Source organism: Bradyrhizobium sp. CAR08 (assembly GCF_052871955.1).
The window spans coordinates 251,706-269,283 of record NZ_JBIXJX010000012.1 but is presented as its reverse complement, the minus strand read 5'-3'; the positions used below and the strand labels follow the sequence as shown (position 1 = coordinate 269,283).

The following is a 17,578-nucleotide window of genomic DNA, read 5'->3' as shown; positions in this document are numbered from 1 at the left end:
CCCAGCCCCGACGAGTTTCATGAGCCATCCAGTGTCCTACGCTCCCGCACGCGCGCCGCTGCCCGATCACGAGCAGAAGCAGGCCGCACTGAGTTATCTCAACGAGGCCTGGGCCGAAGCGCGCCATGATGGCGTCGACGGCGACTGCCTGGCGCAGGCGAGCCTGTTTGCGGCCCTTGCCGAGCTCGTCGGCACCTATGGCGAGGACGCGGTGGCGAAGTTCGTCGAAGGCTTTCCCGGCCGCATCCGCAACGGCGAATTCTCGGTCGACATTTCCAGACAGTAAGTCTTTCTCCAGGCAGTAAGCCTTGCCGAAAATGACCCCGCCACGTAGGCGGGGCCAGCTTCCGCTACGGTCGGGAATACGCTCCCAGCCCGTTACGGCTCGATCTTGAGCGTCGCTTTCATGTTGGGATGAAAGCGACAGTAATAATCGATCGTGCCCGCCTTCTTCAGAACCAACGTCCCTGATTTTTTCGCCGGCAGGTTGACGTCGAAATCGCCGTTCCTGGCTGTCGCGGTGTGGACGAAGACGTCCTTGTTGATCCATTCAATGGTGTCGCCGACCTTGGCCGAAGCGTCTTTCGGCGACACTTCGAGATTCTCCATCGTGATCTCTACGGTCGCAGCGTGCGCCGGGACGGCCACCGCCACGAGCAGGACCGCTGTCGCGATCGCGGACAATCGTCCCAGCATCATCGCCTCCCTATTTCAGCTCCGCCGCGACGTGCTCGGCGTGCTGCTGATGGCCCTGGAAGATTTTCAGGCCGGTCTGCAGCAGGCTCTTCAGTTCAGCATTGCTGGCGGACGGAATGAGCTGGGTTTCCAGCGCGCCGTTGACCGTCTTGTGGTAGGCGACCTCGTTCGCGACATAGGCCTTGTCGAAGGCCGCACCGCTCAGCTTGTCCAGTTCGGCGAGCTTCTCGCTCGCCTGCTTTGACAGCGCTTTGCTGGTGTCGTTGTCTTCAGGCGTGACGTTCAGCTTCTTGACCAGCGCGAGCGCCTGCTTGTTGACGGCCTCGTGGTCGCGCAGCATGTCCTCGGCAAACGCCTTCACGTCCTTATTCTTGGCTTTCTTCTGCGCCTGCTTGGCTGCGTTGATGTCGATCACGCCCGCGGTGTAGGCGATATGGGCGATCTGCGGATCGGTCAGCTTGTCGGCTGCTCTGGCGCCTTGCAGCAGCGCGGGGCTCGACAACAAAATTGCAGCGGCGATCGCCGTGGTCCAACGAACGAACATGGTTTGACACTCCTGTGGTGCCGGACGTTTTGCCGGCGCGTTGCTTCACAGGCGTTGGATGGAATTCTCGCGCAAACGTTCCCGAAAAATTCAGCCGCCGATGCCAAGCCGCTTCAGCACTGACACGGTCAGCCGCTCGCAGCGCCACCCGGCGAACGGGAACGCATCCATCACCACCGGACCGATCTCCTTTTCGACGTTGTCGCGCAGCATGGTCCGCGCACGGTGCAGCCGCGTCTTCACGGTCTCGGGCTTGACGCCGAGCAGCTCGGCGGTCTCCTCGATGTTCATCCCTTCCATGACGCGGGCGACGAAGACCATGCGGAAGACATCCGGTAATTCATCGATGGCGCGCTCGACGACGCGCTGGATTTCACGTTGGGCCATGGTCCTTTCCGGATCGCCTGGGGGAGAAGCGGGAAATTTGATGATCTGCGCCTCGAGCGTCGGTTCGGGCACCGAGCCGAGCTCGACCTGCGGCCTGGCGCTTCGCGCCCGGCCAAGTGCCTCGTTGATGGCGATGCGCGACAGCCACGTCGACAGTCCGGACTCGCCGCGGAATCCGTCGAGATGGGTGAAAGCGCGGACATAGGTTTCCTGAACGACATCCTCGGCTTCGCTGTCGCTGCGCAGAATTCCGCGCGCCAGACGATAGAGCCTGCGGTTGTTGGCCTGCATGATCTCGCGCAGCGCGGCCTCGTCACGGCCCCGCGCCCGCTCGACCAGTTCGGCTTCCAATGTCCTGATTTCTGAAGTCTTGGCGCCGGCGGACAGGCCGGCTGCGATCCGTGGCATGGCGGTCACCTGCTCGTTTGGCTTCGTTCCGGACATTGGATGCCGCCCCAAGGGAAAGGTTCCCAACTTTCTGTCCCTCCCCTGGGGGAGGGGCCAAGGAATGTCCTAATCCGTCTCGATCGGCAGCGCCGGATCCTTCGCCCACTCCCCCATCGAGGCATCGTACAGCGTCAGCTTGTCGTAGCCGAGTTGCGTCAGCAGCAGCAGGTCGATCGTCGCCGAGATGCCGCCGCCGCAATACAGGATCACATTCTTGTCGCGGGTGACGCCTGCCGCGTCGAATTTGGCCTCGGCATCGGCGAGCGTCGTCAGCGTCTTGTCCGCATTGACGAGCGCTGCCGCTGATACGTTGACGCTGCCGGGAACGCGGCCGGGCCGCCCGTAGCGGCTCGGCTCGAGGCCGCGATGAAACTGGGGACCGAGCGCGTTGACGATAACAGTCGCGGGATCTCCGAGCCGTGCCTTGACCGCATTCTTGTCGACGAAGAAGCCTGCGCGCGGTGTGGCCTTGAAGGTCGTGGCCGGATAGCCCTTCGGGGCGCCTGTTAAGACCGGCCGTCCCTCGTCCTTCCATTTGTCGAGGCCACCGTCGAGCACCCGCGCCTCAACGCCGAGCGAGCGCAGCATCCACCAGAACCGCGTCGACCACATCATGGTGCCGATGCTGTAGAGCACGACGGATTTGGATGCATCGAGGCCGTGGCGGCCGAAGGCGGCCTCCAGCTGGGCCACATCAGGCATCATGAAGAATTGCTGCGCAGAGGCGTCGGAGAACTCGCCTTGCAGGTCGAGAAAATCGGCCCCCGGAATATGGCCGGCCTCGAACGTCTTATCGCCCGGCACGGCGCGATAGGGCACATCGCTGCCTGGCGGCACCGGCTCGTTGTAGGTCGTGCAGTCGTAGAGGCGCAGGTTGGGATCGCCGAGCTGGGCTGCAAGTTGCTCGGTGGTGATGAGGGGTGTCGGTTCGGTCATTCACTCCTCCCTCAGCGTCTCCAGAAACCGCACCGGCTCACCTTGCGCGGCCGTCACGAGCTCGCCCTGCCACATCACGCGGCGGCCGCGGATGAAGGTGCCTACGGGCCAGCCGGTGACGCGCAACCCGTCATAGGGGGTCCAGCCGGCCTTGGACGCGACCCATTTGTTGGTGATGGTCTCGCTGCGCTTGAGATCGACGACGGTGAAGTCGGCGTCATAGCCGGCGGCGATCCGCCCCTTGCAGGCCATGTTGTAGAGGCGCGCGGGGCCGGCGCTGGTGAGATCGACGAAACGCGCCAGCGACAGCCGACCCGCATTGACGTGGTCGAGCATGAGCGGCACCAGCGTCTGCACGCCGGTCATGCCGGAGGGCGAGGCCGGATAGGTCTTCTGTTTCTCTTCCAGCGTATGCGGGGCGTGGTCCGAGCCGAGCACGTCGATGATGCCCTGCTCGATGCCGCGCCAGATCCCGGCGCGGTGATCGGCGCCGCGCACCGGCGGGTTCATCTGGGCCAGCGTGCCGAGCCGCTCGTAGCATTCGGGCGCAACCAGCGTGAGATGATGCGGCGTCGCCTCGCAGGAGGCGACGTCCTTGTGGTCGCGCAAAAATTCGATCTCTTCCTTGGTCGAGATATGCAGCACGTGGATGCGCTTGCCGGTCTCGTGTGCGAGCTTCACCAGCCGCTGCGTCGCCATCAGCGCGGCGGTCTCGTCGCGCCACACCGGGTGCGAGCGCGTGTCGCCCTCGATACGCAGCGATTTGCGGTCGTTGAGGCGGTATTCGTCCTCGGCGTGGAACGCCGCGCGGCGCCGGATCACCTGGAAGATGCGGCGCAGGCTTTCGTCATCCTCCACCAAGAGCGCGCCGGTCGAGGAGCCGATGAACACCTTCACGCCGGCGCAGCCGGGCGCACGCTCCAGCACCGGCAGGTCCTGCACATTCTCGCGGGTGCCGCCGATGAAGAAGGCGAAGTCGCAATGCATGCGGTGATGGGCGCGCTTCACCTTGTCGGTGAAGGTGGCCTCCGTCACGGTCAACGGCGCGGTGTTTGGCATCTCGAACACGGCGGTGACGCCGCCCATTACGGCGCTGCGCGAGCCGGTCTCGAGGTCTTCCTTCTGCTCCAGCCCGGGCTCGCGGAAATGCACCTGCGTATCCATCACGCCGGGCAGGATGTGCAGGCCCTTGCAGTCGATCACTTCCGCGGCGGAAGCCTGCGACAGCGCGCCGATCTCGGCAATGCGACCGTTGACGACGCCGACATCGCGGGTCCCCTCGCCGTCCTGGTTGACGACAGTGCCGCCCTTGAGGATCACGTCGAAACGCTGGGTCATGGCTGAAGGCCTCTCTCGTCCCCAAGCGCAGGGCTTGAGGTCTTGTCGTTTTTGCCTTGCGGGCTTACGTTCCGGAGCAACATGTCGCAAGAGATTTTCGTATGAAATCAGCGTTTCTTCCGGACCGGGGCGTGATCAAGGTCGCGGGCGAGGATGCGCGCAACTTCCTCAATGGCCTCGTCACGACCGATGTCGACAAGCTGAAGCCGGGCCTGGGCCGATTCGGCGCGTTGCTGACGCCGCAGGGCAAGATCATCGTGGACTTCCTGATCACGGAAGCGCCTGCCGGCCATGGCGGCGGGTTCCTGATCGATTGCCCGAAGCCGCTTGCCGACGGCCTCGCCACCAAGCTGAAATTCTACAAGCTGCGCGCCAAGGTCACGGTGGAAAACCTGTCCGACGATCTCGGCGTGCTCGCGGCCTGGGACGGCAAGCCCGCGGCCCAGCCCGACCTCGCCTTCGCCGATCCGCGCAATGGGGACCTCGGCTACCGCATCCTCATCCCCGAAGATCTCAAACAGAAGCTGTCCGATCTGATCGGCGCCGAGCTCGTCGACGCCGCCGCATACGAGGCCCACCGCATCGCGCTCGGCGTGCCGCGCGGCGGGCTCGATTTCACGTACAGCGATGCGTTCCCGCACGAGACCAACATGGACCGCCTTTCCGGCGTCGATTTCGACAAGGGCTGCTATGTCGGCCAGGAGGTCGTCTCGCGCATGCAGCATCGCGGCACCGCGCGCACCCGCAGCGTGAAGGTGCTGCTCGAGGATTTCTCGCCTGAGCCCGGCGTCAGCGTCATGGCCGGCGACAAGCCGGTCGGCACGATGGGCTCGTCGGCGAAAGGAAAGGGTATCGCGCTGGTGCGCATCGACCGCGTCGCCGATGCGCTCGATGCGGGACAGGCGCTGACTGCCGGTGGGCTCGCTGTGAGGCTTGCGGAACCAGACGTCGTGCGCATTCCAACGAAGCAACCCATCGCATGAGCCGTGCCCCTCGCCTGCATCCCGACGGAAAGACGCGTTGCCCCTGGCCCGGCGAAGATCCGCTTTACGTCGCCTATCACGATACTGAATGGGGCGTGCCGGAATATGACGACCGCGCGCTCTATGAGAAGCTGATCCTCGACGGTTTCCAGGCCGGCTTGTCCTGGATCACGATCCTGCGCAAGCGCGACAATTTTCGCAAAGCCTTCGACGATTTCCAGCCGGAAAAGATCGCACGCTACAACGAGAAGAAGGTTCACGCGCTGATGAACGATGCCGGCATCGTGCGCAACAAGGCCAAGATCGACGGCGCGATATCAAGCGCGAAATCCTATCTCGCCATCATGGAGAAGGGCCCCGGCTTCTCGAAATTCCTGTGGGACTTCATGGACGGAAGGCCCAAGGTCAATCATTTCAAGACCACCGCGAGCGTGCCTGCCTCGACGCCGCTCTCCATGCAGATCTCCAAGGAGCTGGCCTCGCGCGGCTTCAAATTCGTCGGCCCGACCATCGTCTATGCCTTCATGGAGGCGACCGGCATGGTCAACGATCATCTCGTCGACTGCCATTGTCACGCGAGCTGCGGCAAGTCGCAGCGCAAGCCGCGCCTCAAGGCCAAATGAGCGCGAAGAAGACGGACCGCGGCGCCGACACCCGCGCCTGGCAACGCATGCTGTCGGGCCGGCGGCTCGATTTGCTCGATCCCTCCCCGCTCGATATCGAGATCGCCGACGTCGCGCATGGGCTGGCGCGTGTTGCCCGCTGGAACGGCCAGACCATCGGCGCACACATCTTCTCTGTCGCGCAGCATACGCTGCTGGTCGAAACCGTGATGCGGCACGAGAATCCCCGCGTGGATCAGCGCATGCGGCTTGCCGCGCTGCTGCATGACGCGCCCGAATATGTGATCGGCGACATGATCTCGCCGTTCAAGGCCGTGCTCGACGGTCATTACAAGGCGGTCGAGAAACGTCTGCTCGGCGCGATTCACATCCGCTTTGGCCTGCCGCCGGTACTGCCGGACGAGATCACGCTGGCGATCAAGGCCGCCGATCGCGGCGCGGCCTATCTGGAGGCAACGACGCTTGCCGGCTTCAGCGAGAGCGAGGCCAAGCGCCTGTTCGGCAAGGATCCCGGCCTGTCCGACAGCGTCCGGCGCGACTATCTCACCCCCTGGACGGCTGCCCGGGCCGAGAAGCAGTTTCTGGAGCGGTTTGGCGCCGTGTTTGCGTGATCGTTGTCGTGGGTTAGAGTCCTGCAGGGCGGGCAAAGGGGCCCTTGCCGCCCACTGTTTTGCGCAATGAGACGAAAGTGGTGGGTACGCTTCGCTTTGCCCACCCCGCCAACGCTCGCTATAATCTGCGGAAAAAGGTCCGCCATGATCCACGTCTGCTCCCTCGCCGCCCTTCCCGAAACCGTCCGCCTCACCAAGGCCAGCCACGTGCTGACCGTGATGGCCAATGTCGAACAGGTGGCGCGGCCGGTGTCGGTGCTGCCGGCCAACCATCTCAAGGTGTCGATGGACGACATCACCGAGGAGATGGACGGCTTCGTCGCGCCGTCGGAAACGCATATCGAGCAGGTGCTGAACTTCGTGCGCGGCTGGGACCGCGACGCGCCGCTGGTGGTGCATTGCTATGCCGGCATCAGCCGCTCCACCGCGAGCGCCTTTGCCGCCGTGTGCGCACTCAATCCGAATCGCGACGAGACCGAGATCGCGAAGAAGATCCGGGCGGCGTCCCCGATCGCCTCACCGAACCGCCGCATCGTCGGCCTTGCCGACCGTGCGCTGGGGCGCAACGGCCGCATGCTGCGCGCACTCGACGAGATGGGCCCGGGCGCGATGATGGTCGAGGGCCGCCCCTTCGTGATCGAGCTCGAATGACAGTTGCGCACCACAGCACAGGTGTGCCCCCTCTCCCGCTTGCGAGCAGAGCAATCGCATGCGAGCCTTTACGCAGACGCCTCCACATCGTCATGGCCGGGCTTGTCCCGGCCATCCACGACCTTTGCTGCGGCACGAAGAACGTGGATGCCCGGGACAAGCCCGGGCATGACCAGTTCACGGCCGCACCGGCGATCGCCATCGCATGAGCGAAAAGCTGCTGACGCCGATCGAGATCGGCCTGACCGCCGCGATCGTCGCGATCGAGGATCACGAACCGCTGATCCTCACCGCGCGCGACAGTGACGGCCTGGCCGGCCTGCCGTTCGGCCCGTTCGATGCGCCGAGCCATCGCACTTTCGAGATCGGGCTGCGGGCGTGGGTCGAGGAACAGACGGGCCTGCGGCTCGGCTATGTCGAGCAGCTCTACACGTTCGGCGATCGCGGCCGGCATGCCGAGGCTGGCGACACCGGCGCGCACATGGTGTCGATCGGCTATCTCGCACTGACGCGCGCCTTCGGCGGCGAACTGGCAGCCACGAGTGCGAGCTTCGCGCCGTGGTATCGCTTCCTGCCTTGGGAGGACTGGCGCGAGGGGCCGCCCGCGATCATCGCGGACGACATCATCCCGGCATTGACCGGCTGGGCCGAAGAGGAGACGCCGGAGACGACGCGCGCATTGCCGCGCAAGGATCGGGTGCGGTTCTATTTCGGTCTCGACGGCGCGTCCTGGGACGAGGAGCGCGTGCTCGACCGCTACGAGCTCCTGTACGAGGCAGGGCTGGTCGAGGAAGCGCGGCGCGACGGTCGCCCTGCGGCATTAGCGCGCAAGGCGCTGTCCGCGCTCGGCACATCCATGCGCTTCGACCACCGCCGGATTCTTGCGACAGCGGTCGCGCGACTGCGTGCAAAACTGAAGTATCGTCCTGTGGTCTTTGAACTTTTGCCCGCCGAATTCACACTTACCGAATTGCAGTATACGGTGGAGGCGATCTCCGGCCGACACCTGCACAAACAAAATTTCCGCCGCCTGGTCGAAATGGAAGCCCTGGTCGAACCGACCGGGGTGATGTCGACACAGACGGGCGGACGTCCGGCGGCGCTCTACCGCTTCCGTCGCGACGTGCTTCAGGAGCGACCCGCGCCGGGCTTGCGCGTACGCTCCCGGCGCTAACCCGAGATATGCGTGATCGGCCCCTGCCCGCCGGTTGCCTGGAGGCTTTATGTCTGACGGCCCGTTTGACGTCTTCGCGCTGATCATTGCGATCATCGCCTTCATCATCGCGATCAAGGCTTCCAGCCAGGCGGCTGAACTGCGACGACGGCTAAGCTCGCTCGAAGAGATGTTCCGCGCGCAACGGCCCGTGCAGCCGCCGCTGATCCCCGCAGATGTGTGGGCTGACGCGCCCCCCACAACTTCCGCAGCGCCGCCGCCGCTTGTGCCCCAAGCCGAACCGGAAGCCGAGGCGCCGCCCCCGCTCGTCACCGAAGATATTTCACCGCCTCCGCTCGAAGCGAGCACCGAGGCCGACGCGACGCCGCCGCTGCCCGCACCCGCGCCCGGGTTCGAGGAACGGCTCGGCACGCGCTGGGTAGTCTGGATCGGCGGCCTGGCGCTCGCGCTCGGCGGCTTCTTCATGGTGCGCTATTCGATCGAGGCTGGCCTCCTTGGCCCCGGCGTGCGCGTGTTCCTTGGCGGCGTGTTCGCGCTGGCGCTGCTGGGCGCCGGCGAATGGTCACGGCGCAAGGAGAGCATCTCCAACAGCGCCGCGCTGCCGATCGCCAACATTCCCGCTATCCTCACCGCAGCCGGTACGGCGGTGGCATTTGCGACCATCTACGCGGCGTACGCGCTCTATGGCTTCCTCGTGCCCGCGACCGCCTTCGTCCTGCTCGGCCTCGTCGCGCTCGGCACGCTGGCTGCCGCGCTCCTGCACGGGCCCGCGCTCGCCGGCCTCGGCGTGGTCGGCGCCTTCGTGACGCCGATCCTCGTCTCCAGCGGCAAGCCGGACTATTGGGCGCTCTACATCTATCTCGCCGTCGTCACCGCCGCGAGCTTCGGCCTTGCCCGTATCCGGCTGTGGCGTTGGCTTGCGGTCACGACAATCGCCTTCGCCGTGCTCTGGATCTTTCCGGGGCTCGATACCAGCGACCTGCAGGTCGCGCCGCACGCTTTCCATGTGATCGCAGGATTCGTTCTTGCCGCTCTTCTCGTGGTCTGCGGCTTCATGTTCGGCCCGACGATCGAGGACGGTGAGATCGAGCCGGTCTCGTCGGGCTCACTCGGTGCCTATCTGTTCGGCGCGATGCTGATCGTGCTGTCGAGCGCCCATGCGGACCTGGCGCTGATGGCCTTCACGCTGCTGGTCGGCGCGACGCTGCTTGTCGCCTGGCGCGCGCCGGCGGCGACCGGCGCACTCGGTGCCGCCGCCGCGACCGTCTTCGTCGTGTTCGCCGAATGGGCAGTGCGCGCCAATCCCGACATGCTCGTGCTGCCGAGCGGTCCCATGGCCGGCATCGCACCGACGGCGATCGATAGCGCGGTGACGCTGCATCTGGTGATGGCGGCGATCTTCGCCGCCGGCTTCGGCATCGCGGGCTTCCTCGCGCAGGGACGTTCGAACTCGGCGATCATTCCGGTGGTGTGGGCGGTCGCGGGGGTCGCGACGCCGATCGCGATCCTGGTCGCGCTCTACGCACGCATCGCGCATCTCGATCGCTCGATCCCGTTCGCCATCCTCGCGGTGCTGCTCGCCGCCGCCTTCGGCGCCGCCACCGAAGCGCTTGCGCGCCGCGAGACCCGGCCGGGCGCCATGATCTCCACGGCCTTGTTCGCGACCGGCACGCTCGGTGCGCTGGCGCTGGCGCTGACGTTTGCGCTGGAGAAGGGCTGGCTCACGATCGCACTGGCGCTGATGTCGCTCGGCACCGCCTGGATCTCGATGCAGCGGCCGATCCCGTTCCTGCGCTGGCTGGCCGCGATCTTCGCAGGCCTCGTCACCGCTCGGATCGGCTATGACCCGCGCATCGTCGGCGACGCCGTCGGAACCACGCCGATCTTCAACTGGCTGTTGTGGGGCTACGGCCTGCCGGCGGCATCGTTCTGGGCGGCGAGCCTGTTCCTGCGCCGCCGCGGCGACGACGCCCCGCTGCGCATGGTCGAGAGCGCCGCGATCCTGTTCACCGCGCTGCTCGCCTTCATGGAGATCCGCCATTTTGCGACCGGCGGCGACGTGACGTCGGCGCCGTCGCTGCTCGAATGCGCGCTCCAGGCCTGCGTGACGCTCGCCATGGCGATCGGGCTGGAGCGCCTGCGGCTGCGCAGCCGCAGTGTCGTGCACAATGTCGGCGCGGTGGTGCTCACGGTGATCGCCGGGCTCGTCAGCGTGTTCGGTCTCTTGATCCTGGAGAACCCGCTGCTGTGGCGCACCGACGTCGGCGGCGCCGTGTTCAACCTGCTGCTGCTCGGCTACGCGCTGCCGGCGGTGCTGATGCTGCTCTTGTCCTATGCCGTGGCCGGCGAACGCGGCAAGGCCTACGCCAACACGATTGCAGGCGGCGCGCTGCTGCTCGCGCTGACCTATGTCACGCTGGAGATCCGCCGCTTCTATCACGGCCCGATCCTCTCCTCCGGGGCGACGACGGGCGCCGAGCAATATACCTATTCGATCGGCTGGCTCGGCTTCGGCGTGGTGCTGCTCGGCGTCGGCATTCTCGTCAATTCGGAGCGGGCGCGGCTGGCATCGGCCGTCGTGATCGCGTTGACGATCCTCAAGGCCTTCGTCATCGACATGTCGACGCTGACGGGCGTCTACCGCGCGCTATCGTTCATGTGCCTCGGCATCGTGCTGGTCGCGATCGGCTGGCTCTACCAGCGTATCCTGTTCCGGCGGCAGATCGCACCGCCGCCGGCTCCGCAGACGAGCACGTGAGCGTCAGGCCGCGCGAACCGATTCCAGGAACTGCGCGACCTCGACCTTGAGACGGGTGCTGTCGGTCGCCAGCGATTTCGCCGCCGACAATACCTCGGTCGAAGCCTCGCCGGTCTCGATCGCACCGCGCTGCACGTTGGTGATGTTCGACGAGACCTCCTGCGTGCCGACCGAGGCCTGCTGCACGTTACGCGAGATTTCCTGCGTGGCCGCGCCCTGCTCCTCGACGGCGGCGGCAATGGCCGCAGCCACCTCGGAGAGCCGCTCGATGGTGCCGCCGATCTCCTGGATGGCACTGACCGATTCCTGCGTCGCCGCCTGGATACCCGAGACCTGCGCCCCGATCTCACCGGTCGCTTTCGCGGTCTGCTCGGCCAGCGCCTTGACCTCGGAGGCGACGACCGCGAATCCGCGGCCCGCATCGCCGGCACGCGCGGCCTCGATGGTCGCGTTCAGCGCCAGCAGATTGGTCTGGCCCGCGATGGTGTTGATGAGCTCGACGACGTCGCCGATGCGGGACGCCGCCTGCGACAGCGCATTGACACGGTCGTTGGTCCGCGCCGCTTGCTCGACGGCCTCCGCCGCCATCCGCGCCGAATCCTGCACGCGGCGGCTGATCTCGGTGATGGAGGACGACAGCTCCTCCGAAGCGGATGCCACCGCCTGGACGTTGGTCGAGGCTTCCTCGGAGGCGGCTGCGACGACGGTCGCGAGTTCCTGTCCGCGCTGCGCGGTGTTGGTCAGCGTCGAGGCGGAGGCCTCGAGCTCGGTCGAGGCCGAGGAGACGGTCCCGACCACCTCGCCGATCATGGCTTCGAACTTGCGGGTGATGGCATCGACGCGGCGACCGCGTTCGATCTTGACTTCGGCGTCGCGCGCAGCGGCCTCGTCGGCGGCCTTCTTGGCGATCAGCGCCTCCTTGAAGATCTGCAGCGCATCTGCCATCGAACCGATTTCGGTCTTCTCGCCGCGATGCGGAACGTCGGCCGAGAGGTCGCCCTCGCCGAGGGACTGCATCGGGCGGATGATTGAGGCAATGCCGCGAGAAACGTCGCGCACGAGGTAATAGGCGGCGCCGATCGCGATCACGACCGAGAGCACGATGATGCCGACCAGCACGCGGAAGATCATGGCGTAGCTGTCGGCGGCCTGCTTCGTCTCAAGCTCGGCGCCCCGGTTGTTGAGTTCGATGCCCTTCTGAAGCAGGGGATCGGCGGCCTGGGCCATCTTCGCAACCTTGGTCTGCAGCAGCTCGTTGGCGTCGGCCGGGAAACGGCCAACGCCCTTGCGCGACAGTGCCATCACGTCCTGCACGCCGTTCAGATACTCGGCCCACGCCGTGCTCCATTGCCCATAGAGCGAGCGCTCCTCGGCCGAAGTGATCAGCGGCTCGTAGACCTTGCGGGTCTGGTCGATGCGCGCGCGCAGCGAGGCCAAGCGCTTCTCGGCGGCGTCCTTGCCCTCAACGCTGTCCTGCATCAGATGCAGACGGAGCGCGACGCGCAGCTCGTTGATGTCGGCGCGAAGCGAGCCGAGCGCGCGCACGCTGGGCAGCCAACTCTCCGCGATCTCGACCGTATGGGAATTGATGTTCTGCATGGTGCCGATCGCCGTCACGCCAACGCCGGCGAGCGAAAGGACCAGGACCGACAACACGGCCAGAAGCTTGAAGACGATCGACAATTTCGACATCACGACAAATCCCGATGTTACCTGGCAACGCGCAAATTGTCCGCGCCGCAAACCGCCACGAAGATGGCGAGACGGAGGTCAGTTCAACAATGCTGGCTGGTTCTTGTCCCGTAAGATTGCACACATAGTCGCAAGCAGGCGTTAACAGGGCCCTACGTAAAATTACGGGACAGCGCTGACGGTCGTTATTTCTCCTGCAACCAACTGTTGCAGCTGCACAGCCACCTGATGCTGCGACGCGACCTGTCCACTTGCGACGCAATGTGCGGAAGGCGACGGCTGTCACGCCGCCCGTACCGAATCCAGGAAGCGCGCGACCTCGCTCTTCAGCCGGTGGCTCTCCTGCGACAGCGATTGCGCAGCCGAATGCACCTGCGCCGAGGCCGCCCCGGTTTCGCCTGCGCCACGCTGGACATCGCCGATATTCGCCGAGACTTCGGAGGTGCCATTCGCGGCGTGCTGGATGTTGCGGGAGATCTCTTGCGTGGCGGCACCCTGTTCCTCGACCGCGGCGGCGATGGTTGACGAGATCTCCGACATCCGCGCGATGGTGTCGCCGATCTCCTTGATCGCACCGGCGGAATCTTCCGTCGCGGTCTGGATCGCGCCGATGTGCTGGCCGATCTCGCCCGTGGCCTTCGCAGTCTGCTCGGCGAGCGCCTTCACTTCGGAAGCGACCACGGCAAAGCCGCGGCCGGCCTCGCCGGCACGCGCCGCCTCGATCGTCGCGTTGAGCGCCAGCAGGTTGGTCTGGGCGGCGATGGTGTTGATCAGTTCGACCACGTCGCCGATGCGGGCGGCGGCCTTCGACAGTTCGGCGACGCGTGCATTGGTGCGCTGGGCCTGCCCGACCGCCACGTCGGCGACACGGGCCGATTCCTGCACCTGACGGCTGATCTCGGAGATCGAGGAGGTCATTTCCTCGCTCGCTGCAGACACCGACTGCACGTTCGCGGAGGCCTCTTCGGAGGCGGCCGCCACGACCGTGGCAAGCCCGTTGCCGCGCTCGGCAGCCTGCGTCAGCGTATTTGACGAGGCCTCCAGCTCGGTTGCCGCCGACGAAACAGTATCGATGATCTCGCCGACCGCGCCTTCGAAAGTATCGGCGAGCCGGTGCATGTCGGCCTTGCGCTGCTGGCCCCCGCGCGCCTCAGCTTCGACCTGCTCGGTGCGCAGCCGCTCGGCCTCCGCCATATTGGTCCTGAACACCTCGACGGCACCGGCCATCTCGCCGATCTCGTCTTTGCGCCCGATGCCCGGAACGGAAATCGAAAGCTCGCCGCGCGCAAGCCGCGTCATCGCGCCGACCATGCCGGCAAGCGCCTTCGAGATCGAACGTCCCAGAAGGAAGCCCACCGCGGCGAGCACGACGACGGCAATGGCGAAGGCGACCATCATCCACATGCGCACGGCATCGCGGGTCGCAGCTTCCGCAACGTCGGCCTTCCTGTAGAGGTCTTCGACTGTGTTGCGCACCTCGATCATGCTCGGTTCTAACCCACGGAACGTTTTCATCATGCTGGCGTCGAGGGCCGCAGTTTGCTGCGCCGTCTCCACCCACGCCGTGAACTCGGATTGATATTTCTGCAGCTTGGCTGTGATGTCGTTCATCACTGCCGTAGGGATTGCGACGACCTCTATCGCCTTGGAGAATTCGACCGCGGCCTTCTTCATCTCGGCGATGTATTTTGGGTCGCGCCGCAGCATGAAGTCCTTCTCGTGCCGGCGCATCATCAGCATCCAGCTCGTGGACCTGGGATCGTCGATCTCCTTGAGCTTGGCCTCAATGTCGTGCACGGCGGCGCGGAGCGAGCCGGAGAGGCCCAGAGTCTCGTTTAGGCCGAGCCGGGTCTCCGCGGCCACCGATGCGCCGAAGTCCGACGCGTATCGCTTGAAGCCGTCCTGGGCCTGCTTCATCCGGTCGGACAGCGCGCCCAAGCCGCCGGCCGACATCAGCCGCTCCACCTCGTCGAAGTCGCGATTGATCGGCCCGATCAATTCGGCATGTGCCTTGGCGTAGCTCTCGTTGCGGCGCTGCTGAAAGTTCTTCTCGTTGCGGCGGGCCTCCAGCATCTCGATCGAGAGCTGCTTGTCGAGGTCAGCGATCGCACGAGCGCGGTTGGCAATCTCGCGGGAGGCGTCCTGGGAGAGACTGCCGATCTCGTAGATCGCGCCGAAGGCGACGAGACCCAACAATCCGAACAGTCCGATCGCCATGACCTTATGGATGAGACGAATGGAAGGGCCACTCATGGAATGTGCTCCAATACGATTGATACGCAATACGAGGAGGGCGACTCGGCACCCGGAATATTGCGGAGATCATGACTGCATCGGTTTTCCGGAAGGTTAACCGTGCGGCTCATCGCGCCGCGACATCCAACTGCGAACGCATGCGAACCACCGCGCGTCTTCGCGCCGCGGTTGTAGTCGATCGATGATTGGTGACGGCGACCGCGTCATGCTGCGCGCACGGTATCGAGGAAGTTGCCGACCTCGAGCTTGAGGCGGTTGCTGTCTCCGGAGAGCGACTGGGCCGCCGCCAGCACCTGCGACGACGCCGAGCCGGTCTCGTTCGCGCCGCGCTGCACATCGGTGATGTTGGACGAGACCTGATGGGTGCCTTCCGCCGCCTGCTGCACGTTGCGGGAGATTTCCTGTGTCGCCGCGCCCTGCTCTTCCACGGCAGCCGCGATGGTAGAGGAAATCTCCGAGAGCTTCTCGATAGTGCCGCTGATGTCCTTGATTGCGCCGACCGAATGCTCGGTCGCGGTCTGGATGCTGGCGATCTGCTGCCCGATCTCGCCAGTGGCCTTCGCGGTCTGTTCGGCGAGTGCCTTGACCTCGGAGGCCACAACCGCAAAGCCGCGACCGGCTTCGCCGGCGCGCGCGGCCTCGATGGTCGCGTTGAGCGCCAGGAGATTGGTCTGACCCGCGATGGTGTTGATCAGCTCGACCACGTCGCCGATCCGCGTCGCCGCCCTGGACAATTCGCTGACGCGCTCAGTGGTGACACGCGCCTGGCCGACAGCTTCGTTGGCCACGCGGGCCGATTCCTGCACCTGCCTGCTGATCTCGGTGATAGAAGACGACAGCTCCTCGGTGGCCGACGCCACCGCTTGCACGTTGGTGGACGCCTCCTCGGAGGCCGCAGCAACCATGGTCGTGAGCTGCTGCCCTCGCTCCGCGGTCGATGTGAGGGTCGACGCCGAGGCTTCGAGCTCGGTCGCTGCCGAGGAGACGGTGTCGACGATCTCCCCGATCGCGGCTTCGAAGCCGTCGGCCAGCTTCCGCATCTCCGCCTTGCGCTGCTCGGCTGCCCGGCTCTCGGCCGCAGCGTGATCGCCCCGCATGCGTTCGACTTCGAGCCCGTTTTGCTTGAAGACTTCAACGGTCCGCGCCATCTCGCCGACCTCGTCACCTCGGCAGGTGCCAGGCACGACCGTCGTGAAGTCGCCATTGGCGAGCCCACCCATCGCAACCGAAATGGCTGAAAGCGGCTTGAGGATCCGGCCAAAGGTGATCCAGAAACTGAGGCCAGCGAGCATCACCGAGGCGCAGAGCAACACGACCGTGAAAACAACATTACGAGTGCTGACCTCTGCCTGCATCGTGGCTTCGCGGTCAGCGGCCGCGCCAATGGCTTCACCGAGCTTCAGCACTGCATTGATGCCGGCGGTGGCCCGCGTGAAGTACTCGGGTCCCGTGATTCTGTAGTCCCCGCCTTCGCCACCGGCGAGCACAGTCACCCGCGTTTCACCGTAGGCACCAAAATAGGATTTCTCGACCTCCGTCATCGCCTCGCCGATCTGCAGGGCGAGGTCCGAACGCAGCCGCACCGGCAATACCGTGTCCCATGCGAGTTCGACCTTGGCCCGCAGCGCCGAAAGGCGCTCATAGCCCTCCATCCCGAGCTTCGCGCGCGCACCGACGACTCCAGCCAGCAGGGCCCGCTCCCTTCCGGCATTCTCGGCCATCTGAGCTGTCAGATGTCGCAAGCCGATGAGCTGGGCCAGCCTTGCCACGGGCGGGCTGGTGAGTGTTTCGAGCGTCAGCCGCAAGCGGTTGCTCGCGACGTCGATCACCTCCGTAATCGTTGGCGCGAAGCCATCTACGAGGTCAGGCTCGCGTTCGACGCGCGAGCGCGACATTCCCGCGTCGGCTTTCTCACGCAGGAGACGCAGCGCCTCGAATTTCGTCGCTGCGTCCGCAATCTGTCTTTGCCCCGCCGTCATTTCGGGAATCGCGCTGATATCGAGGACGGCTTGGCGAAAGGCCTCGTCGGCCGTCGCGCGCGCCTTTGCGATTTCCGCACGGCGCTCGGCACTGACGACATCAGGAGACTTCAGCACGGCGTTGGTCAGCCCGCGTTCAATCGCCCAATGTCCTGCGCTGCGCAGCAGCAGTTGGGCAACTGCATTGACCTTCAGGAATGCCTCGGACTCTCGCCTCTTGAGGACGGCCTCATAGGCGATGAATCCGGCCGAGGCCAACCCAAGCAAGACCAGGGCAGAGATGATGATCGGCAAGATCGTGCCGATCCGAACATGTCCGAGCCGACTCCACGCGCTGGCGGACTGAGTTCGGACCTGCTGATGATGAGCAGGGCTCAACATGGTACGTTTCCCCCAAAGGAAACACGCAGCCAAGTCCTTGCCGGCTGCATGGACGTTGATCGCCCTTGCCGGAGAATCTATTCCTTGGGGTTACTCATTCTGGTTAACGGGAGGGCTCGGAG

The 17,578-nt window shown here is 65.4% G+C and carries 15 protein-coding genes; 7 read left to right on the top strand and 8 right to left on the bottom strand.

Going from position 1 to position 17,578, the window contains the following annotated elements; translation table 11 throughout:
* The first annotated feature begins 19 nt into the window (after window positions 1-19).
* Entirely contained in the window at window positions 20-286 is a 267-nt protein-coding gene (locus ACIPUD_RS25325; protein ID WP_007594892.1) for a hypothetical protein, read from the top strand.
* A gap of 92 nt (window positions 287-378) precedes the next feature.
* Here the strand turns inward: ACIPUD_RS25325 and ACIPUD_RS25320 are convergent, their stop codons facing one another.
* The 5 genes from ACIPUD_RS25320 to ACIPUD_RS25300 form a co-directional block, all read right to left on the bottom strand.
* Entirely contained in the window at window positions 379-696 is a 318-nt protein-coding gene (locus tag ACIPUD_RS25320; RefSeq protein WP_204513864.1) for a cupredoxin domain-containing protein, read from the bottom strand.
* 10 nt (window positions 697-706) lie between these two features.
* Window positions 707-1,240, bottom strand: a complete 534-nt coding sequence (locus tag ACIPUD_RS25315) for a DUF4142 domain-containing protein (protein WP_085352592.1) — start codon at window positions 1,238-1,240, stop codon at window positions 707-709.
* A 90-nt stretch (window positions 1,241-1,330) separates the two neighbouring features.
* Window positions 1,331-2,035 (bottom strand): RNA polymerase sigma factor, encoded by a 705-nt coding sequence (locus ACIPUD_RS25310; protein WP_446481757.1) that lies wholly within the window; start codon window positions 2,033-2,035, stop codon window positions 1,331-1,333.
* A gap of 105 nt (window positions 2,036-2,140) precedes the next feature.
* The gene (locus ACIPUD_RS25305) at window positions 2,141-3,010 is read right to left on the bottom strand and encodes a sulfurtransferase (RefSeq protein WP_354263441.1); all 870 of its coding nucleotides are present in this window, start codon (window positions 3,008-3,010) and stop codon (window positions 2,141-2,143) included.
* Window positions 3,011-4,348, bottom strand: a complete 1,338-nt coding sequence (locus ACIPUD_RS25300) for a dihydroorotase (RefSeq protein ID WP_018458826.1) — start codon at window positions 4,346-4,348, stop codon at window positions 3,011-3,013. It abuts the gene before it with no gap.
* A 101-nt stretch (window positions 4,349-4,449) separates the two neighbouring features.
* Here ACIPUD_RS25300 and ygfZ point away from each other — a divergent pair, with 101 nt between their 5' ends.
* From ygfZ to ACIPUD_RS25270, 6 genes are all read left to right on the top strand, one after another.
* Complete coding sequence (gene ygfZ, locus ACIPUD_RS25295; protein ID WP_247369285.1) at window positions 4,450-5,331, top strand: CAF17-like 4Fe-4S cluster assembly/insertion protein YgfZ; 882 nt, start codon at window positions 4,450-4,452, stop codon at window positions 5,329-5,331.
* A complete protein-coding gene (locus tag ACIPUD_RS25290) occupies window positions 5,328-5,954 on the top strand; it encodes a DNA-3-methyladenine glycosylase I (RefSeq protein WP_085361347.1) in 627 nt (208 codons plus the stop codon). Before ygfZ ends, ACIPUD_RS25290 begins: the two co-directional genes overlap by 4 nt.
* Window positions 5,951-6,565 carry a YfbR-like 5'-deoxynucleotidase gene (locus ACIPUD_RS25285; RefSeq protein WP_085352596.1) on the top strand — a complete coding sequence of 205 codons (615 nt, stop codon included), beginning with the start codon at window positions 5,951-5,953 and terminating at the stop codon, window positions 6,563-6,565. Before ACIPUD_RS25290 ends, ACIPUD_RS25285 begins: the two co-directional genes overlap by 4 nt.
* A 144-nt stretch (window positions 6,566-6,709) precedes the next feature.
* Window positions 6,710-7,216, top strand: a complete 507-nt coding sequence (locus tag ACIPUD_RS25280) for a tyrosine phosphatase family protein (RefSeq protein WP_007607206.1) — start codon at window positions 6,710-6,712, stop codon at window positions 7,214-7,216.
* Window positions 7,217-7,421: 205 nt separating this feature from the next.
* Window positions 7,422-8,390 carry an NUDIX hydrolase gene (locus tag ACIPUD_RS25275; protein WP_085352597.1) on the top strand — a complete coding sequence of 323 codons (969 nt, stop codon included), beginning with the start codon at window positions 7,422-7,424 and terminating at the stop codon, window positions 8,388-8,390.
* Between the two features lie 49 nt (window positions 8,391-8,439).
* The gene (locus tag ACIPUD_RS25270) at window positions 8,440-11,148 is read left to right on the top strand and encodes a DUF2339 domain-containing protein (RefSeq protein ID WP_446481756.1); all 2,709 of its coding nucleotides are present in this window, start codon (window positions 8,440-8,442) and stop codon (window positions 11,146-11,148) included.
* A 3-nt stretch (window positions 11,149-11,151) separates the two neighbouring features.
* Here the strand turns inward: ACIPUD_RS25270 and ACIPUD_RS25265 are convergent, their stop codons facing one another.
* The 3 genes from ACIPUD_RS25265 to ACIPUD_RS25255 all read right to left on the bottom strand — a co-directional run bounded on the left by ACIPUD_RS25265 (window position 11,152) and on the right by ACIPUD_RS25255 (window position 17,369).
* On the bottom strand, window positions 11,152-12,840 hold the full coding sequence (locus tag ACIPUD_RS25265; RefSeq protein ID WP_018458833.1) for a methyl-accepting chemotaxis protein: 1,689 nt from the start codon (window positions 12,838-12,840) through the stop codon (window positions 11,152-11,154).
* 282 nt (window positions 12,841-13,122) lie between these two features.
* Complete coding sequence (locus ACIPUD_RS25260) at window positions 13,123-15,093, bottom strand: methyl-accepting chemotaxis protein (protein ID WP_446481755.1); 1,971 nt, start codon at window positions 15,091-15,093, stop codon at window positions 13,123-13,125.
* A 206-nt stretch (window positions 15,094-15,299) separates the two neighbouring features.
* A complete protein-coding gene (locus ACIPUD_RS25255; RefSeq protein WP_446481754.1) occupies window positions 15,300-17,369 on the bottom strand; it encodes a methyl-accepting chemotaxis protein in 2,070 nt (689 codons plus the stop codon).
* Window positions 17,370-17,578 lie beyond the last annotated feature (209 nt).